The organism is Embleya sp. NPDC059237 (assembly GCF_042754105.1).
Lineage (GTDB): Bacteria > Actinomycetota > Actinomycetes > Streptomycetales > Streptomycetaceae > Embleya.
On record NZ_JBHZAE010000006.1, the window covers coordinates 91,841 to 114,723 of the forward strand.

18 protein-coding genes are annotated in these 22,883 nt (G+C 71.3%); 5 read left to right on the forward strand and 13 right to left on the reverse strand.

Going from position 1 to position 22,883, the window contains the following annotated elements:
- Positions 1-113: 113 nt before the first annotated feature.
- Entirely contained in the window at positions 114-1,613 is a 1,500-nt protein-coding gene (locus tag ACFXKZ_RS19995) for a S1 family peptidase (protein ID WP_380002212.1), read from the forward strand.
- A gap of 148 nt (positions 1,614-1,761) precedes the next feature.
- Here the strand turns inward: ACFXKZ_RS19995 and ACFXKZ_RS20000 are convergent, their stop codons facing one another.
- Positions 1,762-2,397: a TetR/AcrR family transcriptional regulator gene (locus tag ACFXKZ_RS20000; protein WP_380002213.1), complete on the reverse strand. Its 636-nt coding sequence runs from the start codon at positions 2,395-2,397 to the stop codon at positions 1,762-1,764.
- 216 nt (positions 2,398-2,613) lie between these two features.
- Here ACFXKZ_RS20000 and ACFXKZ_RS20005 point away from each other — a divergent pair, with 216 nt between their 5' ends.
- On the forward strand, positions 2,614-4,065 hold the full coding sequence (locus ACFXKZ_RS20005) for an MFS transporter (protein WP_380002214.1): 1,452 nt from the start codon (positions 2,614-2,616) through the stop codon (positions 4,063-4,065).
- A gap of 81 nt (positions 4,066-4,146) precedes the next feature.
- A complete protein-coding gene (locus ACFXKZ_RS20010; RefSeq protein ID WP_380002215.1) occupies positions 4,147-4,371 on the forward strand; it encodes a hypothetical protein in 225 nt (74 codons plus the stop codon).
- Between the two features lie 19 nt (positions 4,372-4,390).
- Here ACFXKZ_RS20010 and ACFXKZ_RS20015 read toward each other — a convergent pair whose 3' ends face one another.
- From ACFXKZ_RS20015 to ACFXKZ_RS20035, 5 genes are all read right to left on the reverse strand, one after another.
- Positions 4,391-7,480, reverse strand: coding sequence for an amidohydrolase family protein (locus tag ACFXKZ_RS20015; protein ID WP_380002216.1), 3,090 nt, complete (start codon positions 7,478-7,480; stop codon positions 4,391-4,393).
- Positions 7,481-7,488: 8 nt separating this feature from the next.
- The gene (locus ACFXKZ_RS20020) at positions 7,489-9,072 is read right to left on the reverse strand and encodes a PQQ-binding-like beta-propeller repeat protein (protein WP_380002217.1); all 1,584 of its coding nucleotides are present in this window, start codon (positions 9,070-9,072) and stop codon (positions 7,489-7,491) included.
- Between the two features lie 180 nt (positions 9,073-9,252).
- A complete protein-coding gene (locus ACFXKZ_RS20025) occupies positions 9,253-10,050 on the reverse strand; it encodes a thymidylate synthase (RefSeq protein WP_380002218.1) in 798 nt (265 codons plus the stop codon).
- A gap of 37 nt (positions 10,051-10,087) precedes the next feature.
- Positions 10,088-10,939, reverse strand: coding sequence for a class I SAM-dependent methyltransferase (locus ACFXKZ_RS20030; protein ID WP_380002219.1), 852 nt, complete (start codon positions 10,937-10,939; stop codon positions 10,088-10,090).
- Positions 10,940-11,022: 83 nt separating this feature from the next.
- The gene (locus ACFXKZ_RS20035) at positions 11,023-11,982 is read right to left on the reverse strand and encodes an LLM class flavin-dependent oxidoreductase (protein WP_380002220.1); all 960 of its coding nucleotides are present in this window, start codon (positions 11,980-11,982) and stop codon (positions 11,023-11,025) included.
- A 96-nt stretch (positions 11,983-12,078) separates the two neighbouring features.
- Between ACFXKZ_RS20035 and ACFXKZ_RS20040 the strand changes: the two genes are divergently transcribed.
- Positions 12,079-12,975, forward strand: coding sequence for a LysR family transcriptional regulator (locus tag ACFXKZ_RS20040; RefSeq protein ID WP_380002221.1), 897 nt, complete (start codon positions 12,079-12,081; stop codon positions 12,973-12,975).
- A 14-nt stretch (positions 12,976-12,989) separates the two neighbouring features.
- Here the strand turns inward: ACFXKZ_RS20040 and ACFXKZ_RS20045 are convergent, their stop codons facing one another.
- From ACFXKZ_RS20045 to ACFXKZ_RS20075, 7 genes are read right to left on the reverse strand one after another with little or no spacing between them, the layout of a single operon-like run.
- On the reverse strand, positions 12,990-14,234 hold the full coding sequence (locus ACFXKZ_RS20045) for a glycerate kinase (protein WP_380002222.1): 1,245 nt from the start codon (positions 14,232-14,234) through the stop codon (positions 12,990-12,992).
- Complete coding sequence (locus ACFXKZ_RS20050; RefSeq protein ID WP_380002223.1) at positions 14,231-16,108, reverse strand: S9 family peptidase; 1,878 nt, start codon at positions 16,106-16,108, stop codon at positions 14,231-14,233. The genes ACFXKZ_RS20045 and ACFXKZ_RS20050 overlap by 4 nt, the downstream gene beginning before the upstream one ends.
- Positions 16,105-17,202: an ABC transporter ATP-binding protein gene (locus ACFXKZ_RS20055; protein WP_380002224.1), complete on the reverse strand. Its 1,098-nt coding sequence runs from the start codon at positions 17,200-17,202 to the stop codon at positions 16,105-16,107. Before ACFXKZ_RS20055 ends, ACFXKZ_RS20050 begins: the two co-directional genes overlap by 4 nt.
- On the reverse strand, positions 17,199-18,245 hold the full coding sequence (locus ACFXKZ_RS20060; protein ID WP_380002225.1) for an ABC transporter ATP-binding protein: 1,047 nt from the start codon (positions 18,243-18,245) through the stop codon (positions 17,199-17,201). Before ACFXKZ_RS20060 ends, ACFXKZ_RS20055 begins: the two co-directional genes overlap by 4 nt.
- Complete coding sequence (locus ACFXKZ_RS20065; protein ID WP_380002226.1) at positions 18,245-19,192, reverse strand: ABC transporter permease; 948 nt, start codon at positions 19,190-19,192, stop codon at positions 18,245-18,247. Before ACFXKZ_RS20065 ends, ACFXKZ_RS20060 begins: the two co-directional genes overlap by 1 nt.
- Positions 19,189-20,157, reverse strand: a complete 969-nt coding sequence (locus ACFXKZ_RS20070) for an ABC transporter permease (protein ID WP_380002227.1) — start codon at positions 20,155-20,157, stop codon at positions 19,189-19,191. The genes ACFXKZ_RS20065 and ACFXKZ_RS20070 overlap by 4 nt, the downstream gene beginning before the upstream one ends.
- Positions 20,158-20,188: 31 nt before the next feature.
- Positions 20,189-21,910, reverse strand: coding sequence for a peptide ABC transporter substrate-binding protein (locus ACFXKZ_RS20075; protein WP_380002228.1), 1,722 nt, complete (start codon positions 21,908-21,910; stop codon positions 20,189-20,191).
- Positions 21,911-22,098: 188 nt separating this feature from the next.
- Here ACFXKZ_RS20075 and ACFXKZ_RS20080 point away from each other — a divergent pair, with 188 nt between their 5' ends.
- On the forward strand, positions 22,099-22,869 hold the full coding sequence (locus ACFXKZ_RS20080) for a TetR/AcrR family transcriptional regulator (RefSeq protein ID WP_380002229.1): 771 nt from the start codon (positions 22,099-22,101) through the stop codon (positions 22,867-22,869).
- The last annotated feature ends 14 nt before the right edge of the window (positions 22,870-22,883 follow it).

Sequence of the window (22,883 nt, forward strand, 5' to 3'; positions counted from 1 at the left end):
CGGCCCATCAGCGCAACAGCCTGTCCATATCACCGTGTTAGGGGTCGATTGACAGGTACCTCGTCACGCCGCTCGCAGATACGTTTCTGTCGTCCCCCTCGACAGGAGTCCCCATGCGTCTCAAGCATGTCGCGGTCGCGTCCTGTGCCGCTTTGCTCACTGTCCTGTCCCTCGGCGGCACCGCAACCGCCGATCCCACTCCCCCCTCCACCGGCGACGACGCCCTCGTCGTCCCCGTCGGGCCCGTCCCCGCCGCCCCCGAAGGCATCGTCGAGGCCCTCCAACGCGACCTCGGTCTCACTCCGGATGTCGCCACATCCCGCCTGGCGAACGAATATCGGGCCGCCGTCCGGGAACCGCTCCTGCGCCAACGCCTCGGCGCGCACTGGGCCGGAGCCTGGCTGAGCGGCGACACCGCGCAGTTCGTGATCGCCACCACCGACCGACACGACGTGCGAGCCATCGAGGCCAACGGCGCCACCGCGCGCGTGGTTCCGCACTCGCTTGCCGACCTCGATCGGGTCCGCGAGGCACTCGACCGCTCCGCACGGCGTCGGGCCCCTGCCGACACACCGCTGTGGTACGTCGACGTCGCGACCAACAAGGTCGTGATCCAGTCCCACGACCCCGCCCGCACCCGCGCGTTCGTCGCGGACAGCGGAGTCGAGGCCGCCGCGGTCGAGATCCTGCCCTCCACCGTACAGCCGCGCGTACTGGCCGATCTGCGCGGCGGCGACGCGTACAACATCAACGGCAACACCCGCTGCTCCATCGGATTCCCGATCACCCGCGGCACCCAGGGCGGCTTCGTCACCGCCGGACACTGCGGCCGGGCCGGTTCCACGACTACCGGCAACGGCGCGGCGCAGGGTACGTTCCAGGGATCGTCCTTCCCCGGCAACGACTACGCGTGGGTGGCCACGAACGCCAACTGGACCCCGCGCGCGCTGGTCAACCGCTATCCCGGCACGGTGCCGGTGGCCGGGTCCACCCAGTCGCCGGCCGGATCCTCCATCTGCCGCTCCGGCTCCACGACCGGTTGGCACTGTGGCACGATCCAACAGCACAACACGTCTGTGACCTACCCGCAGGGCACCGTCACCGGCCTCACCCGCACCAACGTATGCGCCGAACCGGGCGACTCCGGTGGGTCGTTCATCTCCGGCAGCCAGGCCCAGGGCGTCACCTCGGGCGGGTCCGGCAACTGCTCGTCCGGCGGCGAGACCTACCACCAGCCGGTCAACGAAATCCTCCAGACCTACGGTCTGACCCTGGCCACGGGCGGCGGCAACCCGCCGACGGGCTGTGCCGGGGCGCAGAACACCTACTCCGGCACCCTCGCGTCGGGTGCCCAGGCGATCCAGCCCGACAACTCGTACTACGAGACCACCACGTCCGGCACGCACACCGGTTGCCTGACCGGACCGGCCGGCGCGGACTTCGACCTGACCCTCCAGAAGTGGAACGGCTCCACCTGGAACGCGGTGGCCGAAGGCACCACTCCGGAAGCGGACGAGACGATCTCCTACAACGGAACCGCCGGCCGCTACCGCTACATCGTGCTCGCCTACAGCGGCTCGGGCAGCTACACCCTGGGAGTGAGCAAGCCCTGACCCCGACCTGACACCGCCGAACGAAACGCACAACGATTCGGCACCGCACGGGTACGGACGCCCCCCGGGGCGTCCGTACCCGTTGCCGCGCCCGAAGGGTGGCCGGCCCACGCCGGAAGGCGCCCCGCTCTCGGCGACCTCGCCCGTCCTACCCCGGCGCCGGGCCGTCGGGGTTGCGGACCAGCGGAAGCAGAACCTCGTCGACGACCTGTTCGATGAACGCGTCGTCGAGGCCGTCCCGGCCCGTGAGGTTCTGGTACACGACGACCGCGATGCCGACCCGGGCGATCAGCGGGGTCGCCGCGCCCGGCCGCACCTCGCCGCGGGCCTCGCCGGCCCGGAGCACGTCAAGCATCATTTGTCGGGCCGGCGCGGATACCCGCGCGCGGACCACGTCGTGGGTGGCGTCGGCCTCCGCCTTGGCCAGTTGCAGCGCCGGATCGCCGGTCACCGTACAGGCGCTGAACATGAACCGCAGCACCGCCAGCAGGTCGCAGCGCAGATCCCCGACGATCTCGACGTCGTCGGCGTTCGGGAGCCGATCGCGGAGGGCGTCGGACAGCAGCGCCTGCTTGTCCGACCAGCGGCGGTACAGCGGCGCCTTGCCGGTCCCGGCCGCCGCCGCCACGCCGTCCATGGTCAGGCCCGCGTAGCCGACCTCGAGGAGCTGGTCGAACACCGCCTGGTAGATGGCCTGTTCGAGCGCCCGGCCACGCCGCCGCACGGGCGGTGCGTCGTGGCCGGGCGGCTCGTGCGTACCCGGGCGGTCGGGAGCGGAGGCCAAGGCGGATCACCTCTCTCAAGTCGTGCACCGATTATCGCCGAAGACTTGTAAGAGACCAAAGAGTCTCCTAATCTCGTCGTGTCACTAGAGACGCCAACGTCTCTAATACGGCGTTGCGCGCTCGTGCACGCCGTCACCCCACGCCCGCGCATCGGCATGCCATGCCCATTGCCATGTCCGTATCCGCGACCACGACCACACTTCGGGGGATTCACCATGTCCACGTCCGCCACCGCGCCCTCCACCGGGCAACCGCCCCACGAATCCGCGCCGCCCGCGCCCCGACCCGGGCTCGTACTGGCCGTCGTCACCGGATTCATGCTGCTGATCGGCATCGACGTCACGGTGGTCAACCTCGCGCTCCCGCGCATGGGCGGCGCCCTCGACATGTCGCGCACGTCCGTGTCGTGGGTGCTCAACGCCTACACCCTGGCCTTCGGCGGCTCCCTGCTGCTCGCCGGACGGCTCGGCGACGTGTTCGGTCGCAAACGCGCCTTCCTCGCCGGCGCGACCGTGTTCACCGGCGCCTCTCTACTCGCCGGCTGCGCCCCGTGGGCCTGGTGGCTGATCACCGCGCGTGTCCTCCAGGGCCTCGGCGGCGCGCTCGCGGGCCCGAGCACCATGGCCCTGATCGTCAGCACGTTCGACGGCCATGCTCGCGCCCGGGCCATCTCCTGGTACTCCGCCGTCCTGGGCGGCGGCGCCTCCGTCGGGCTCGTCCTGGGCGGCGTGATCACCGATCTCGCCTCGTGGCGCTGGGTGTTCCTGATCAATGTGCCCCTGGGCGCGCTGATGATCGGGCTCGCGGCGCGGTTGATCACCGAGCCGGTGCGGGCCCGAACCGATCGGCCACGACGGTTCGACGTCGCGGGCGCGCTGACCGCGACGGCCGGAATGGGCGCCCTGGTCTACGCGTTCATCCGCGCCGCCGCGCACGAGTGGCGCGACGCCCGCACGATCGGGTCGCTGATCGCCGCCGCCGTATTGTTGATCGTGTTCGTGTGCGTCGAGAGGCGTGCCGCCGAACCGCTCACTCCCCTGCGCCTGGCCACCCGTGGCACGCTGGCGCGCGTACTACCCACGATCACGGCGGCGGGAGCCGCGATGTTCAGCGTGTTGTTCCTGCTGGCGCAGTACTTCCAGGACGTGCGCGGCTTCGGCCCGGTCCGGGCGGGCCTGGCGTTCCTGCCGCTGATGGTCGCCCAGTTCACCGTCGCGCGCCTGTCCCCGGCACTGGCGCGCCGAGTCGGCACCGCATGGCCCGCCGTGCTCGGATTGGCGCTGGTGGCCACGGGGTTGGCGTGGCTCGGGCGGCTCGACGAGCACGACACCTATGTCGGCGGTGTGCTGGGGCCGCTGTTGGCGATCGGCATCGGGATCGGCGCGGCGATGCCGACGATGAACACCTACGGGATGTCCGGCGTCGACCCGCGCGAGTCCGGGGCCGCGTCGGGTCTGCTCCAGACCATGCAGTGGATCGGGGGCACACTCGGTCTCGCCGTGTGGGTGACCGTGTTCGGCGCGGCGACCCGCGACGCGTCCTCGGACGCGAGCCCCGAACACGTCCTGACGCACGGCATCGCGACGGCGTTCGCGGCGGCGTCCCTGTGCGCCGCCGCCGCGTTCGCCGCGGCGCTCCCCCTGTTCCGCCGCCGTCCCGGGGACTGACGCACGGTTCCCGGCGCCGGATCGATCACACGAACACGCCTACCGCAACGGCAGGTTCGTGCGTCATGCCATGATCGGGCGATGGAGGACATGCGCTGCACGTACTGCGGACACGTCGGGCCGGAGCCCGGATTCATCGAGGACTCCGGTCCACACGCGACCGGATTCGCCCGATGGATCTCGGGCTTCGTCGAACGGGGAGCATTCGGAGGAGCGAAGCGCATAGGCAAGGTGCGTTGGCAGATCGATGCCTTCCGCTGCCCGAACTGCGGGCATCTCGACCTGTTCGCCATCCGGCACGCCTGACCGTCGAGACTGCGGTGGATCACGGGCGGGCCGGATCCGCGAAGGGGCGGATCAGGTCCTCGGGGGTGTGCACTTCGCCGTTCTTCACCACCATGCGGATGTCCGCCAAGGCGGCCATGTCGTGGGACGGGTCACCTCCGGTGATCGCGAGATCGGCGAGCTTGCCCGGTTCGACGCTGCCCAGGTCGTCGGCCACGCCGAGCTGTTGCGCGGGCAGCAGGGTCGCGCTCTGCAGCGCCTGGAACGGGGTCATGCCGTACGTGACCATGGCCCGCAGGTTCAGGTGCAGCGCGACGGCGGTGGAGTCGAGCGGCGCGTCGGTACCGGCAAGTACCGTGCCGCCGGCCGCGATCAGCCGCTTGGCCACACCGACGTCGCGGCGCGCCTGCTCCGGTGTCCCGTCCAGGAACCCGCACGGTCCTTGGCCCAGCGCGCACAACACCTTGGCGTGCAACGCCCGGCGCTCCTGCTCGGGGTACAGCGCCCGCACTCGCGGGTCCTGCTCGATGCCCGGGTCGTCGGCGAGCAGCGAACCGGAGCTGAACAGCGTGGAGCTGACCGGCATCCCACCGGCTGCCTCCAGCTTGACGACATCCTCGTAGACGTTGCCGAGGGAGGATTCCCGGGCGAACCCGAACCCCCACTTGGACGGTGCGGCCAGGTGCTCCTTCATGTCGACGCCGATCCCGACGGCGGGGTAGAGGTAGTGCGAGGTGGTCGGGATGCCCAGGCGGTGTGCCTGCTCGGTGACCCTGGCCTGCCAGTCCACCCGGAGTCTTTCGTAGGTCTTGACCAGGTCGTAGTCGAGCGCCCGCACCCGGGACAGTTCCAGGGCGAGTTGCCGTTCGTCGCGCACCGGGCGGGCGAACTCCCAGTTGAATCGGGTGCCTTCGAGCATCTCGCCGGTCACGAAGAACCTCGGTCCGAGCCGGGCGCCGGAGTCCAGCGACTCGCGGTCCTCCAGCGCGCGGTAGGCGGGGTCGCCGGTCGAGCGGGTGGTGGTGATGCCGTAGGACAGCAGCAGCCGGCCCTGGCGGTCGCCGAAGGACTTCGAGCGCATCTCCTGATGGTTGTGCATGTCGGTGAGGCCGGGGGTGACGGTGAGCGCGCTCGCGTCGACGAACCGCCAGTCCTTGCCGGGGCGATGCGCACGATGGGGTTCGACGGCACGGATCCGGTTGCCCACCACCACGATGTCGACGTCGGTACGCACGTCCGGGCTGCGGCCGTCCCAGAGCCGGCCGGCATGGATCACCATGCGGGTATCGGGTTGGTCACGGGTGTAGGTGAGTTGCACGGGGATGTCGCGGGTACGGCCCGCGGCGTCGGCGGCATCCGCCGGGGCGGCGGTGCCGGCGTCCAGGGTCGTGGTGCGCAGTGTGCCGTTGTGCAGGTACAGCAGCGTTTGCGAGTCGCCGCTCCAGCTCGGCGCGTCGCCGCCGTCCCGGGTGACGCGGCGGGCCGGGCCCGTGGGATTGCCCGCCGGGTCGACCGGCAGCACGTGGATCGCGCCGTCCATGGTGAAGGCGAGTCGGCGCCCGTCCGGGGACCAGACCGGGCCGTCGTCGCCTCGGGTGGTGATCGAGCCGAGCGGGGCGGGGTCGACGATGCGGGTGGCGCCCGACGAGACGTCGGCGAGCATGATCCGGTTGCGTTCGGCGTCGTTGACGGTGAGCGCCAGGGTCCTGCCGTCCGCCGACCAGCTCGGGCGACCGGGCACGTTCGGCAGGGCCGGGCCGAGCACGGGGGTGACCGTGCCGGTGGTCGTGTCCACGGTCAGGGTGCGGTAGACCTCGTCCTGGAAGGCCAGGGTGTGGCCGTCGGGGGACCAGGCGGGGGCGAACTCGGTGCCGGGCAGGCTGGTGACCCGGCTTTCCCGACCGTCGGCGAGGTCGAGTACGTACAGGTCCTCGGTGCCGGCCTTGTCGGACGCGTAGGCGATGCGGGTCCCGTCCCGCGACCAGGCCGGGTCGACCTCGTAGAACGCGTCCTGGGTCAGCCGTCGGGGCCGGCCGCCGATGGGCAGCAGCCACAGGTCGTTGAGCGCCTTGAACACCACCGAGCGGCCGTCGGGGGACAACGCCGGGCCGACGATGCCGCGCACGGTGCGCGGCGCGCGGGAGTCGAAGTCGTGCTTCTTGGGCGGGTAGTGGGGCCGCTTCAGCCGGAAGGTCGCGGAGAACGGCACGGTGCGATCGGCCCCGGCCCCGGCGCCGGCGGTCGTGGTCCCGTCCGTCTCGGCGCCGAGGTGCGAGACCGCGAGCCGGCCGTTGGCGCCGTAGGCCAGTTCGTCGGTGGACAACCACTGGGCCGGGAAGGGGAACACGTCGTCGTACCCGCCCACTCGGCGGATCGCGCCGGTCTCGATCTCGGCGACGGACAATGTGCCGCCGGAGCGGTCGTTTCGCACGAACGCGATCCGGCGCCCGTCCGGGGACCAGGACGGCGCGGTGACGAACGACGTGCCGGCGGCCGGGACCACGGTGCGTACGGCCCCGGTTCCCAGGTCGACGCTCTCCACCGTGTTGCCCTGGACGTAGGCGATGGCGCGACCGTCCGGCGACCAGGTGGGCTGGGTCTCCTGGGTCGGCGTGGTGGTGACCCGGCGTGGTTCACCGCCGCGCGTGTCCACGGTCCAGATGTCCTGCCCGCCGGCGCGGTCGGACACGAACGCGATCCGGGTGCCGTCCGGGGACCACGCGGGATGCAGGTCGTCGTGGTCGCCGAAGGTGAGCTGCCGCGAGCCGTGGCCGTCGACCCCGACGATCCGGATGTGGAACATGCCGTCGGCGAAGGACTGCACCGCCACGCGTCGGCCGTCCGGCGACATTGCGGGCCGGAACGGGTCGAGCAGCTTGTCGGCGATCGGCGTCGCGGTGCCGCCCTCGCGGGGCAGCGAGAACAGTTGCCCCTGGAGATCGAGGACGAACGGACCGTTTCCGGGGGCCGCCGCCACGGCGAGGTTGGTGCCCTCGGTGACCGTGACCTCGGTGGTATCCGCCGCCGGATCGGTCCCCTGCGGCTTCCCGGCCGCCGCGGTGGTGGTGGCGATCAACACGACGGCCAGGGCGCACACCGGCGCCGCGCGGAAAAAGCGTGGACGCCGCATGACGCGGCTCACAGCCCGAAGGCGAGCAACACGGTGCCGTGCTCGCTCGGATAGCCGGGGTAGTAACCGGACTGGACGTACAACATGCCGTCGGCGATCACCGCGCCGCCGTTGCCCGAGATCGCGCTGCCGAATCCGGTGAGGCCGTTGACCCCGGCGAAGTCGCGAATGGTGTCGAAGGTCCACAGGACCTTGCCGTCACGAGCGTCGTAGATCCGCATCTTGCCGTCGTTGCTTCCCTCGTACACGAGCCCGTGGGTGCTGCTGACGGCCGGGGTATGCGCGAGTCGGCATACGTTGGGGAACTTCGCGGCGCCGCCCGTGGTGCAGCCGTCGGCCGGATTGGGCGTCTGCCATCGCACGTCGCCGTTGGCCGGGTTCAAGGCGAACAGTGTGCCGGGATTGGCCTGATAGGTGGCCATGTACAGGGACTTGCCGTCGTAGCTGCTCCCCCACTGCAGCCCGGAGAGCCCGCCGCCGGGCATCGGCACGGACAATTGCCGGCGCCACTTGACCTCGCCGGTGCGCGCGTCGAACGCGTGGTAGACGCCGCTCTTCTGGCCGACGCCGACCATGGTGCGCCCGTTGACCCTGAACAGGTTCGGGGTCGCGCCGATGTCGAAGTCCAGTGCGGTGCCGTCCCGTTGCCCCGGGCAGTACCCGTCGTTGTCCGGGAAACCGCACAACAGTCGCCAGGTGTCGGCTTTGGTCACCTGCTGCTTCCAACGCACCGCGCCCGAGCGCGCGTCGAGCGCGAGCAGCGAGTCGAAGTCGCCGGTGGTGCCGGAGTAGAGCTGGCCGGTGCCGACGTACAGGGTGTCGGTACGCGGATCGATGATCGGCGAACTCCACACGCCCGCGCCGGACGGCTCGAAGCGGGTCGCCCCGCTGGGCCAGGAGCCGACCGCCTGGGGTTCGGGCACCGTGTAGTGGCGCCAGGCGAGTTCGCCGGTGTCCGCGTCGAAGGCGTCGATGTGGCCCCGGAAGGTGCAGCACGGATAGTTGCGATCCGGGTTGATGTTCTCGCCACTGGACGCGCCGACGTAGATGCGCCCGTTGTGGTAGACGGGCGAACTGGTGTGCATTCCGGCCGCGTGCGGTTCGGTGTTCGCGGCCCAGGCGACTCGCCCGGTCCTGCGGTCGAGTGCGTACAGGAAGCCCCGATTGTCGCCGAAGAAGACCTTGCCCCGCGCGACCGTCGGGCCGTCGATGACCACGCCGTTCGGATCGACCGTGTTCAGGTCGAAACTCCACTCCGTGGCACCGGACTTGGCGTTCAGGGCATGGAACTTCCCATCGGGACTGCCGAAGTAGATCGAACCGTCGACCACGGCGGGCTGGCTCTTCGCCGGGAAGCCGGTCTTGGAATAGGCGAACGCCCACTTCAGGTTCAGCTTGCCCGCGGTGTGCGCATTGATCCGCCACTCCGCCGCGTTGTGCCGGGAACCGGTGCGGTCCCCCTGCCAGGTCGGCCAGTCGCCCGGACGACCGTACGATTCCTCGGCGCCGTCGGCGGCCCCGGTGCCGGAGAACAACAGCGCCGCGACGGCGACCATCGCTGCGATGCGTCCTCTCCCCTTGAACACAGGCACGTCCACTCCCGTCCTGAGGCACTGGCGAGTCACGAGTCACGAGTCGCCTCAGGTTTCCGTCATCCGACATCGTGTGAACCATGCCGAAAGGGAGATGGGGTCCGCGCTATGTCGCGGCGCGGCGTCCCCGGTCCCAGTCCGCGCCGGGCCGGGGCGGGGCGGTGGACGCCGCCGCGGGGGTCAGATCGCGACCGGGGCCTTGATGGCCGGGTGGTGGCGGTAGTCGACCACGTCCACGTCGGCGTAGGTGTAGTCGAAGAGGGAGTCGGCTCGACGCAGGCGCAGGGTGGGGAACTCGAACGGGGTGCGGGAGAGCTGCTCGGTCACCTGCTCGACGTGGTTGTCGTAGATGTGGCAGTCGCCGCCGGTCCAGATGAAGTCGCCCGGTTCGAGGTCGACCTGCTGCGCCACCATGTGGGTGAGCAGGGCGTAGCTCGCGATGTTGAACGGGACGCCGAGGAACAGGTCCGCGCTGCGCTGGTACAGCTGGCAGGAGAGTCTGCCGTCGGCGACGTGGAACTGGAAGAAGGCGTGGCACGGCGCGAGGGCCATGTTCGCCAGCTCGCCGACGTTCCAGGCGGAGACGATCATCCGCCGGGAGTCGGGGTCCCGGCGCAGGGTGTCGAGCACCTCGGCGATCTGGTCGATGTGCCGGCCGTCCGGCGTGGGCCAGGTGCGCCACTGGACGCCGTAGACGGGTCCGAGGTCGCCGTTCGCGTCGGCCCATTCGTCCCAGATGGTGACGCCGTGCTCCCGGAGCCAGCCGACGTTCGAGTCGCCGCGCAGGAACCACAGGAGTTCGTACACGATCGACTTGAGGTGCACCTTCTTGGTCGTGACCAGCGGGAATCCCCGCGAGAGGTCGTAGCGCAGTTGGTGCCCGAACACACTTCGGGTACCGGTGCCCGTCCGGTCGGCTTTGGCCGTCCCGGAGTCGAGTACCAGGCGCAACAGGTCTTCGTACTGGGTGTCTGACACAGCCGTCGAGTCTATGGGCCGTCCGCGCGGCGCGATGTCAGGGGCGGTGGGCGGTGACGAGCCAGGCGTGGGAGTCGAAGTACACGCCGGTGCCGGTGTCGTGGGCGGCCAGGGTGGCGCGTAGGCGGGTGCGGGCCTGCTCCGCGGTGGTGGGGTCGAGGCCGGCGAGGCGGTCGTCGAATTCCTTCAGACGGCGGACGGCCTCGAAGGCGGTGGCGCTGTCGGGGCCGTAGTAGACGGGTTCGTGTACGTCCGTGAAGGTGACGTCGGTGAAGCCGGCGGCCGTCAGGATACGTTCGGTGACGGCCGGGTCGGCGAGGGAGAAGGCGTCCGGGCCGCCGGTGGGCGGGGTGGGTGCGGGCGTCGCGTCGGGGAGGCTTCGGCGGATGGCGGTGGCCCATTCGTTGTGGTCGCGGTCCTGCCAGACCAGCAGTACCACGCGGGCGGCCGGGCGCAGGGCGCGGCCGATGTTGGTGAAGGCGGCGACCGGGTCGGCGAAGAACATGGTGCCGAATCTGCTGATGCAGGTGTCGAAGTGTGCCGGGGGGAAGCGGTGGGTCTGGGCGTCGGCTTGTTCGTAGGTGACGTTGGTCAGTCCCTGGTCGTGGCTGAGCCGACGGGCCTGGTCGAGCATGCGGGCGGAGACGTCGACGCCCAGCGCGCTGCCTGCGACGGCGGCGCGGGCGGCCTCGCGGGTGGTCCGGCCCGTGCCGCAGCCGATGTCGAGGACGTGGTCGCGGGGGCCGATGCGGGCGGCGGCGCGGAGGTGGTCGTTGTGCGGGCGCAGCTCGGCGTCGTAGTCGAAGAGGTTGGTGTCTCCGGTGGGATGTTCGTCGGCGGGCGGCCGGGTGTCGGGCGCTGTCCGGGTGGGGCGGTTCCGGTCGGGCATGGTTGTCACCGGCTTCTTTCGTCACGAGTTTCGATGTGTTCGACGGGCTTCGATGTGTTCGTCGGCACGTGGGAGGCGGTGCCTCAGGGCCGTATCGGGCCGTCGTGGAGTACGCCTCGCACCTGGTCCACCGACACCGTCTCCGGCGCGAACTCCGCCAGCCACCACGTGGCGCCCGCGTCGGCGTAGGGCGTCGGGTCGGTGCCGGACGGGAGGGCTACGGCGATGTCGTACGGGGTGGTACTCGGCGGGCGGAGGTCGGCGAGGGTGGCGACGATGTCGGCGAGACGGTCCGGGTGGTCGAGGTTGATCGGGAAGAAGCCGTCGTGCCGGGCGGCGCGGCGCAGCGGTTTGGCGTTGCCGGGGAATCCGGCCGCCCATACCGGTATGCCGGGCCGCTGCACCGGTCGGGGCAGGAAGGTCATGTCGTCGACGGTGTAGTGCCGGCCGTGGTGCCGCACCGGGTCGCCGGACCACGCGGCGGTGAGGATCTCCAGCGACTCGTCGAGCATCTGCCCGCGCCGCACGGGGTCGGTTTCGTCGCCGGTGGCGCGCAGTTCGTCGGCGAAGCGGTCGCTGCCGAGACCGACGCCGAGGGTGAGGCGGCCGCCACCGAGCCGGTCGAGCGTCGCGGTTTCCCTGGCCACCTTGGTCGGCCGGCGGCGGGCGAGCGGGGTGACCATGGGGCCGAACCGAAGGGTGTCGGTGGTGGCGGCGATCGCGGTCAGCGTGATCCACGGGTCGGCCACGGCGCGGATCGGCGACCGCCAACTCAGGTGGTCCCAGACGAACAGGCCGTGCCAGCCGGCCTCCTCGGCGTCGGCGGCCAGGCGGGCGACCACCGCCGGTTCGGCCAGCTCGTCGAACAGCGGCAACCACAACGCCGAACGCAGCCCGCTCACGGCCGGCCGCCCCGGGTCCGCGGGGGCGGCAGGGGCGGCAGGGGCGGCGCGGTCCGCGCCGGTCTCGACGTGCGACTCGGCGTCGGGGGTCTCGGCCGGCTTGTCGTCGTGGGTGGTCCGAGGGGTGTCGTGATCGCTCATGTGGGCCACGCTAGACCGGGGATTCCATCGCGAAAAGCGATGGTTTCCGATCGACTCGATCGCTTCAGGCGATGTTTACGGGCTAGGGTGAGGCCCATGCGGGACATGGAGTTGCGGCATCTCGCCGCGATGGCCGCCGTCGCCGACGAGGGCTCGTTCGGGCGGGCGGCCGTGCGGCTCGGATACACCCAGTCGACGGTGAGTCAGCAGATCGCGGCCCTGGAGAAGGTCGTCGGGGGTGCCGTGTTCGACCGGCCCGGCGGGCCGAAGGCGGTGCGGCTGACCCCGCTCGGCGTGGTGGTCCTGGAACACGCCCGTGCACTGCTCGCGCAGGCCCGGGCGATGACGGCCGCCGTGGACCGCTTCAAGGCCGGCGACGGCCGGGTCGACATCGGCACGTTCCAGAGCGTGTCCAACGTGATCCTGCCGCCGATCGTCCGCACGCTGCGGGACGAGCACCCCGGCTGCGACATCAGGCTGTTCGAGGAGGAGGCCGACACGCCGCAACTGCGCGACCTCGACCTGATGTTCTTCGACGGCCGCGGCGACGGCGACGTCGAACACCTCAAACTGCTCGACGATCCCTACGTGCTCGTGGCCCGCCGCGGCACCTTCCCCGACGGCCCGGTACGCCCGGCCCACCTCGACGGCGCGCCGATGGTGGCGCACCCGCCGATCTGCGACCAGGCCCGGATGGAGCGGGAACTCGCCCGCCGCGGCGTCCGGCCGCGGATCGTCTTCCGTACCGCGGGCAACGAAAGTGTGCTGTCGATGGTGCGCGCCGGCATGGGCTCGGCGATCCTGCCCCGGCTCGTCGTGCACGGCGGTGACGTCCGCGCCGACGACACGCTGTGTCTGCACGAACTGCGACCCTCGCTCCCGGCCCGCGAGATCTTCCTGCTCTGGCAGGCCGGCCGCACCCACTCCCCCCTCGCGACACGGGCCATCGAGATCGCCGTGCGGGTCGCCGACACGATCACCCGATCCGGGTAAGCGCATCGGATCGCCTACCCCGCGCCCGGTGCCGCCCGCGGGTCGGGCAGGTGTTCGTGGGCGATCACCCGCCCCATCGCGCGCAGCAGCGAGGCGGCCTCGGCGATCGAGCGGGCCGGATCGGGTTCGAGGCTGCCCAGGCTGTAGCCGGCCAGGAACCCCGCCGCGACAACCTGGTCGCGGGTCAGGCTCAGCCGCCCGCACACGGCGACGACCGGCACGCGGGCGAGGCCGGCACGGCGGGCGACGCCGAGTGGGGCCTTGCCCTGGAGCGTCTGTGCGTCCATCGCGCCCTCGCCGGTGACGACCAGCGTCGCCGCGCGCAGTTCCCGGTCGAGCCCGACCGCGTCCAGGACCAGGTCGACGCCCGGGCGGCGCCGCGCGCCCAGGCCGACCAGCGCCCCGAAGCCCGCGCCACCGGCGGCTCCCGCACCGGGCAGCGCCGCCATCCGCGTGGCACGCGCACCCACGGTCGCCGTCAGGACGTCGAGCAGTCGCCCGAGACCGGCCTCCAGCACGGCGACGTCCTCGGGCCCGGCACCCTTCTGCGGGCCGTACAGGGCGGCGGCCCCGCCGGGCCCGAGCAAGGGCGCGTCCACGTCGCCGGCCACCACGAACTCGGTGGCCGCCAACCGCGCGTCCAGGCCGGACAGGTCGGCGCCGGCCAGGCCGAGCAGACCCGCGCCGCCGTCGGGTATCGCCCGCCCGTCGGCGGCGGTGAACCGGGCCCCCAGGGCGCCGAGCAGGCCCACTCCCCCATCGGTACAGGCGCTGCCACCCAGGCCCAGCACGACGGTGCGCGCGCCGGCGTCCAGCGCGGCCCGCACCACCTCGCCCGCTCCCCGACTGCTCGCGGTGAGCGGCGCCGGGACGTGGTCGGGCAACAGCGACAGGCCGCAGCTCTGGGCGAGTTCCACCACGGCAGTGGTGCCGCGTTGGGCGAAGGCGGCGCGGACGGGCCGGCCGGTGGGCCCGCCGACGGTGACCACCCGGCGCCGGAATCCGCGCCGGACCAGCGCGTCCACGGTGCCCTCGCCACCGTCCGCGACGGGCAGTTCCGCGACCGACAGGCCGGGGCGGGCCCGGCGCAAACCGGCCGCGAGGTGCCGGGCCACCTCGGTCGCGCCGAGCGAGCCCTTGAACTTGTCCGGAGCGAGCAACACATGGGGCACCGGCTCCCCGAGCGCCCGCGCGCCCGGCGCGGCATCGGTGCCGCCGTCCGGGTCACGCGTTCGCGGCACGAAGCGGGTCCCGGTCATCCGAGGTATCGCCCGGTCGGCGGCTCGACGGGACCCCGCGACCAGGGCTCGCCGCGCAGGGCGGCCTGTACCAGGTCCATCAACTGCTGCTGGTCGTCCACCTCCTGCCGGCGGCTGCTGGTCTCGTGGCCGCCGCTGAACCAGTCCAGCCGGACGTCCCCGCCCGCGTCCTGGAGGGCCTTGGCGTACCCGTACGCCTGCCTGGGCGGGGTTCGGGTGTCGTGGGTCGCCTGCACGATGCACACGGGTGCGCGTACCGACGCGACGTAGGTGATCGGCGACGAGTGCCGGAAGCGGTCCGGGTCGAGGCCGGGGTCGGCGCCGAAGAACGCCTTCCAGGCCGCGCGCAGCGCCGGATTCATGTCCTCGTACGCGCCCACCCAGTCGGCCATCGGCACGAAGGCCATCGCCCCCGCGAACAGCTTCGGCGACCGGCCGACGGACAGCAGCGACAGGAAACCGCCGTAGGAGGCGCCGGTGACGAAGACCCGGTCGGCGTCGGCGACGCGGTCGGCCACCAGTCGGCGCACCGCAGACTCGATGTCCTCCAGTTCGCGGTCGCCGATGGAGCCGATGAAGCCTTCGCGGAACCGGCGGCCGAAGGTGACGGATCCCCGGTAGTTCAACGACGCGTACGCGACCCCCGAGGCGACCCACGCCTGCGCCTGCGGGTTGTAGGAGTCGACGGATACGAGGTTCGGACCGCCGTGCAGATTCAGCACCAGCGGCAGCGGCCCCTCGGTGTTCGGGGGCCGGCACACCCACAGTTGCAGGGGGGTGCCGTCCGTGGAGTACACGATGACCGAGTCGGCCCGCACACCCGGCACCGGGGGCGTGGCCGGATCGACCGCGGCGACCTCGCCCGTCGAGCGGTCCACGTACCGGACCGTCAGGGGCTGGTCGAAGCGCTGGTGCAGCAGCCGGATGCGTCCGTCGGCGGCGTAGTGCGAGGCCCACTGGTTCAGGTGGGCCGCGGCGACGTCGGGCTCGAAGTACGCCCCGTCCGGGTGCGCGATCGCCGTCAACTCCCGTCGGAGCAGGTCGAATTCCAGGATTCGGTGCCGGCCGCGGTCGACGTGCGCGAGCAGGATCCGGGTGCCGTCGTCGGACCAGTCCAACGCGACCAGGTCGCCGTGCAGATCGGGGGCGTCCACGTCTATCCGGCCGCCGTCGGCGGGGTCCCAGACGCACGGACGGGCGAAGCCGGTGCGTTCGGTCGACACGAGCAGGCGGTCGTCGCCCGCGACCGGGGAGAACCGTACCGCTCGCACGGGTGCCTCGGGCCCGTCGGTGAGCCGGCCGAGCATCGCTCCCGTGTCGGTCGCCACGACGGTGACGGCGAAGCGGCGCACGCCGGGGTTGTGGTCGGTGGTGTCGATGCTCGCGATCCGACCGTCGGCGGAGATCAGGCCGTTCCACGCCTCGTGCGGGGAGGTGAACAGCCGCCGGGGCGCGGGGGTACCGCGGTCGTGCAGGTGCCAGAGGCTGAAGCCGTCGGGGGCCGCGGCGGTGATCACGACGGCGTCGCCGTGCCGGGCGGTGTCGATGCCCCGGAGGGCGTAGGGCGCGAGGTCGGGGGTCAGGTCGCGGCGGTCGGTCCCGTCCACGGAGGTGGCCCACACGTGCCCAACCTCGGAGCCGTTGTCGTCGTGCAGGCTGAGCACTCGCTCGCCGTCCGCGCTGAGCACCGCCTCGCCCGGGTCGCCGACGTCGCCCGGGAGGGGCAGGCCGATGCCTCGCTCGGCGTCCCAACGGGCGAGCGTCTGGCCCTGCTCGGTGTCCTCGACCACCAGGCACAGGTCGCGCTCGCCCCGGCCGCGGCGCATGGACAGGATGCGGTCGGCGGTGAAGAAACGATGCCAGGACGCGGTCATGAGGCGGGCCTTTCGGGGGTGTCGGCGTGCGGGTGCGGCGCGGCGGGGGTGTCGTGGTTCGGGCGCGGCGCCGCGAGCGCGTCGAGGCTCGGCCGCGCCGCGCCGGACGGGTCGGGGTCCGTGTCCGGGAGGACTTCGGGGAAGTGGCAGGCCGTACGGTGCCCGTCGCCCGACTCGGCGAGCGGCGGGGCCACCTCCGCGCAGATCTCCCGCGCCTTCCAGCAGCGGGTGCGGAACCGGCAGCCGGAGGGCGGGGCCAGCGGACTGGGTATGTCGCCTTCCAGCACGATGCGCTTGCGGGTGCGCTGGATCCGTGGGTCCGGGATCGGCACGGCGGACAGCAGCGCCTGCGTGTAGGGGTGTCGCGCGGCCTCGAACAGGGCGTCCACCGGGGCGTGTTCGACGATCCGGCCGAGGTACATCACCGCGACCTCGTCGCTGATCTGGCGGACCACGGACAGGTCGTGGGCGATGAACAGGTAGGTCAGCCCCAGCTGTTCCTGAAGGTCTTCCAACAGGTTCACCACCCCGGCCTGGACGCTGACGTCCAGTGCGCTCACCGGTTCGTCCAGGACCAGGACGTCGGGTTCCACGGCCAGGGCCCGGGCGATCCCGATGCGCTGGCGCTGCCCGCCGGAGAACTGGTGCGGGAAGCGGTGGGCGTGCGCGGGGTCGAGGCCGACCAAGTCGAGGAGTTCGTGCACCCGCTCGCGTTCGTGCCCGGGGTGCAGGCCGTGGATCCGCAGCGGCTCGGCGAGGATGGCCTGCACGCTCATCTGCGGGTTGAGCGAGGAGTAGGGGTCCTGGAAGACGAGTTGCACCCGGCGGCGCAGGTCCGACAGGGCCCGCCGGTTCGCGGTGGCGATGTCGGTACCGTCGAGCAGGACCCGGCCGCCGGCGGGGGTGACCAGGCGCACCAGGCAGCGACCGAGGGTGCTCTTGCCACAGCCGGTCTCGCCGACCAGGCCCAGGGTGCGCCCGCGCGGGATGACGAAGTCCACGCCGGAGACGGCCTGTACGACGGCGGCGTTGCGGCCGCGGCCGGTGCGATACTCGGCCACCAGTCCGGTGACGTCCACCGCGGTCGTGGTCATCGCTTCACGCTCCCGATCTCGTGGTGGCGCACGCAGGCCGTGGTGTGCGTCGCGTCGACGGCCAGGAGTGGCGCGTCGGGCTCGCCGCAGACCGAGGGCACCGCGTGCGCGCAGCGGGGCTGGAACGGGCATCCGGTGGGCCGTTCGCTCGGCAGCGGCGGCCGTCCGGGGATCTGCGCGAGTCGTTCGGCGCGCCGATCGATGCGCGGCAGCGACCCGAGCAGGCCGGTCGTGTACGGGTGGGCCGGGTGGTAGAACAGCGGATCCACCGGGCTTTCCTCGAGTTTGCGACCGCAGTACATGACCATCACCCGGTCGGCGATGCCGGCGACCACCCCCAGGTCGTGGGTGATCAGCAGGACGGAGGTGTGGGTGCGGTCCTGGACACGTTCGATCACGTCGAGGACCTGGGCCTGCACGGTCACGTCCAGGGCCGTGGTCGGCTCGTCGGCGATCAGCAGGGCGGGCTCGTTGGCGATGGCCATCGCGATCATGACGCGCTGACGCATGCCGCCGGAGAGTTCGTGCGGGTAGCGGTCCACCCGCTCGCGCGGGGAGGCGATGCCGACCAGGTCGAGGAGGTCGACGGTGCGCTCGCGCAGGGCCCGGCGATCCCGGCTCGCGTCGTGTACGCCGACGGCCTCGGCGACCTGTGCGCCGATGGTCATCATCGGGTTGAGCGCGGCGAGCGCGTCCTGGAAGACCACGGCGATCTGCTTGCCGCGGATCGGGCGCAGTTCCCGGTCGGAGAGGTCGAGCAGTTCCCGGCCGTGCAGGCGTACCGATCCCTGGGCGCGGGCGTTGCGCGGGAGCAGGCCCATGATCGCCATGGTGGCGGCGCTCTTGCCGGAGCCGGACTCGCCGACGATGCCCAGGGTTTCGCCGGGGGCCACGTCGAAGGAGAGGCGTTCGACCGCGACCACCGGCCCGGAGTCGGTCCGGTAGGTGACGGTGAGGTCGCGCACGGACAGCACGGGGGGCGTGTCGCCGGTCGCCGGCGCGGCCGGGTCACCGCTGGTCGCGGGAGGCGCTTGGGTGTTCATCACTGCCTTCCTTGGGGGTCGAAGGCGTCGCGCAGGCCGTCGCCGACGAAGTTGACGGCGAGCACGGTGATCAGGATCGCCAGGCCCGGTACGTACAGCAGGTAGGCCTGCGAGGTGCCGATCAGTCCGGCGGCCTGGCTGAGCATGTTGCCCCAGCTGGACTGGGGCGGTTGGATGCCGAACCCGAGGAAGCTGGTGGTGGATTCGAGGATGATGGCCGAGGCGACGGCCAGGGACACGTTGACGGCGATCACGCCGGTGAGGTTGGGCAGCAGGTGGCGCACCACGATCCGCGCGTTCGAGGCGCCGATCACCCGGGCGGCCTGGATGAACTCCTTGTTGCGCAGGGTGAGTACCTGTGCGCGCACCACCCGGGCGATCATGGTCCAGCCGAGGGCGGACAGGACCAGGACGATGGTCGTCGGGGAGGGTCCCACCGCCTGGAGTGCCAGGGCCAGCACGGCGATGGCGGGCACGATCAGGAACAGGTCGGTCACCCGCATGATCACCTCGTCGGCCCACCCGCCGGCGAATCCGGCGATCGCGCCGACGGCGGTGCCGACGACGGTGGACAGCAGCGCGACGCAGATGCCGATCGCCAGCGAGACCTGCCCGGCGAACAGCAGTTCGCTGAGGTAGTCGCGACCGAGCGAGTCGGTGCCCAGCCAGTGGCCGGAGGACGGCTGTCGGGCGCCCAGCAGGAGGTCCTGGTGGTTGTGCCCGTAGGGGGCGATCCAGTCGGCGCCGAAACATGCGATCGCCAATGCGATCAGGATGAACAGGCCGACGACGGCCAGGCGGTGGCGCAGGAATCGGGCCAGGACGATCCGGTATCGGGGCTTGTCCGCGGTGCGCGCGGGTACGGTCGGCGCGGGTTCGCCCGCTGCCGGCGTCGGGGCGGTCGATGCCTGGGAGGCGGCGATCCGGGCCGCGGCGGAGTCGGTCATCGCAGGGCCACCCTCGGGTCCAGGAGCGCGTAGGCCACGTCCGCCAGCAGGTTGAAGGCGATCACGGCGACGGCCACCACGAGCATCCACGGGATCAGCACGAACACGTCGCCGGCCAGGATCGAGCTGAGGAAGAGTCGGCCCATGCCGGGGATCGCGTAGATTTGTTCGGTGACGACCAGGCCGCCGACCAGGACGGCCGCGTCCAGGGCCACGACGGTGACGAAGGGGGCGAGTGCGTTGCGCAGCGCGTGCCGGAACAGGATGCGCCGGCGCGGGACACCCTTGGCCCGGGCGGTGCGCACGTAGTCGCTGCCGAGGGCTTCGAGCATCGAAGCGCGGCTGAACCGCGACCAACTGGCGACCAGTCCGATGGTCAGGGTGACGACGGGAAGCGCCAGATGACGGAAGTAGTCGAGATTGATGCCGCTCTCCCCGACCGAGTGCAGTCCGACGAAGTACAGCGGGGGTTCACTCAGGCCGAACTGCTGCCTGGGCCACACCGCCAGGACCTGGATGAGCACCAGACCGAGCCAGAAGGCGGGCATCGCGATGCCGACGTAGGACAGCCCGGTGAGCACGTAGTCCCCGGCCGAGTACTGGCGCGCCGCCGAGTAGATCCCGATGGCGAGGGCGATCACGGCGGCGAACAGCACGCCCCAGAACATCAGTTGCAGGGTGACTTCGAGCGCGGAGCCGATCATCGGCTTGACGGATCCGCTGGTCCGGGTGCTGGTGCCCCAGTCGCCGGTGACGAATGCCTTCATCCACAGCAGGTATTGCTCGGGCACGGAACGGTCCAGTCCGAGCAGTTCGGTCTGGCGGCGTACGGCGCCCGGATCGGTGGACTGGCGCAGTTTGGCGAGTGGGTCGAAGGTCGCCCGCACGGCCCAGAACAGGATGTACGAGGCGATCACCAGCACGGGCAGCGAGTAGGCCAGACGGCGCAGGGTGTATCTCAGCATGGGATGTCCTCGGCGAGGGATCGGACGCCGGTCATTTCGCCAGTCCCCATTCGGCGAGGTTCCAGAACGGGCCCTGGACGGGGTTGATGCTGATCGGGCCGCCGACCTTCTTGCCGGTCAGCAGGATGTTGGGCACGGCCCCGAGCGGCAGCGACGGCACGGATTCGGCGAGCAGCTTCTCGCTCCGGCGGGACGCCTCCAGCCGGGACGCCTCGTCGACGTCGCTGCCGACCCGGCCGAGCAGCGCGTCCAGGCCGGGGATGTTCGCGCGGACGAAGTTGATGCCCGAGTTGCCGTTGGCGTCGCCGGGGATGGATGCCGAGCCGAAGCTGGCGTCCAGGGTGGGTTCGGGGAAGGTGTCGGTCAGGTTCCACAGTCCGAGTTGGAAGTCCCCGGCCGGGGCGACCTTGCCGAACAGGTTCGCGGCGCTGGTGTTCTTGATGGTCATCTTGAATCCGGCCTGACGCAGTTGCGATTGCAGGATCTGCTCGGTGAGTTCGCGGCTCTGGTTGCCGGCGAGGGAGACGATCGTGAACTGTGCGGCGCGGCCGTCCTTGGCCCAGATCCCGTCGCCGTTCTTCGCCCACCCGGCGGCGGTCATGATCTGTCCGACCCTGGTGAGGTCGCGCTGATAGACGGCGAAGTCCTCGGCGGCGAACGCGGACACCAGCGGGGACAGGAAGCTCTGCGCAGGCGCGGTCACGCCCAGCGAGCCGAAGAGTTTGCGCACGATCGCGGCGCGGTCGATGGAGTAGGCGAACGCCTCGCGCACCGCCTTGGAGTCGAACGGGAACGCGGCGTTGTTCATCCACAGTGCCTGGAGGTTGCCGGTGCGGGTCTCCACCTGCATGTCGGCGCTGCCGCCGAGCGAGTTGATCTGGGAGAGCACGTCGAGTTGCGGCGTCGGGTACAGGGCGTCGAGCTGACCGCTGGCGAAGGCTTGGAACTCGGCGGCGGTGTCGGTGGTGAACTGGAACGTCACCTTGTTCAGGTGGGGTTTGGGGCCCCAGTAGCGCTCGTTGGGGACCAGGGTGACGGAGGTGCCCCTGATCCAGGAGGCGATCTTCCACGGCCCACCGCTGAAGCCGTAGCCGTTCTTCATCACCTCGTTGCGGTCCTTGCCCTCCAGGAGGTGGGCGGGCAGGACGCCGTACTCGGCGCCGAACAGCTGCCGCCAGTTGGCGTAGGGGGACTTGAGGGTGACGATCGCGGTGCGCGCGTCCGGGGTGGCGATCGTGTCGATGAGGTCGTAGCCGGTCTGGGTGAAGACGTCCTTGCCGTCGCGGATCTGCAGCGCGGTGTATTTCAGGTCGGCCGAGGTGATGGGTTGTCCGTCGGACCAGACCGCGGCGGGGTTGAGCGTGTAGGTGATCGTCTGGCGCCCGTCCGCCACCTCGGTGGTGGGCGTACCGGCCATCAGCGGGGAGGCGACGGGCACCCAGTCCTTGCCTCGCTGTACGACGGTGAAGACCTGCGGGATGGTCTGCGCCTGCATGAGGTAGGTGCCCCAGATGGAGCCGGCGCAGGTGGAGATCCAGTCGGCGCAGTCCGGCTCCTGTTCGGCGCCGATCACCAGGCTTCCGCCGTCCTTGACGGGGACATTGCGGATGGAGTTGGTCCCCGGCGCCAGCGCCGGCGCACCGGAGGTGCACGCGGTCGCCACGAGCACGGTCAAGGCGGCGAGGGCACCGGCCACGGGGTTGCGCAGTCTTCGGGCTCTGGGCGGCCGATGGCCGGTTCGTTCAGGAATCATGGTGTTCGACCTTCCCTGTACGGGATGTCCCCGGGACTCGAGGATCAAGGGTAAGGAGACGTGAACGGCATAGCAATACACATAGGCTAGGAGTTAGCCGATGAGATTGACTTGAAATGTGGCCATGGCTCCGCCAGGCTCGGAACAAGGGCGCCCACCGGCGCCGACTACCGGGAAGGACCCCGCACATGAGTGCCCCGAACGCCGAGGAACCCTCCGGTGCGCCGGCGAAAACCGCCGGCCCCGGGCGCCGTCGACTGCCCCGGGACACCCTCAGCCGCCAGGTGATCCTGGAGGCCGCCGAGCGGGTCGCCGCCCGGGACGGGCTGGACGCCTTTACCTTCCAGTCGCTCGCCAAGGAGGTGAACGCCCACCCGACGTCGCTCTATCGGCACTTCCGCGACAAGGACCAGTTGGTCCTGGAGCTGATCGACGACCTCCGGGCGCGCTCCTACGGCGGTCGCCTGGAGGCGACCGACTCCTGGCGCGAGGATCTGCGCACGCTGGCCCGCTATGTACACGAACACCTGATGCGCTACCCGCAGTTCGCCGTGCAGATGGCCGCGCGCACCACCCGCAGGCCGACCGAGTTCGCCAATGTCGAGTTCGCCCTGGACGCGCTGTTGCGCGCCGGCCTCGACGAGGAGGACGCGGCCATGTACCTGCGCGTGTTCGGCAACGTGGTGCGCTCGCTGGCGAGCATGGAGGCGGGCATGCTCGTCCTGGACCCGGAGACCCGCGACGGCGACACGCTGGCCTGGCAGTTGGAATACCGCAGGCTGCCGGCCGAGAAGTATCCGCGTATCGCCGCGATGAGCGGGGAGCTGCGGGACATCGGCGACCCCCGGGTCTTCGACACCGCCGTGGACCTGTTCCTCGACGCGATCGAGGCGCGTGCGGCACAGGCCCGGAAGGCGAGGGCCGCGAAGGAGGAGGCCGCGCCGGACGAGGGGGAATGAGCCGACCCGGGCGG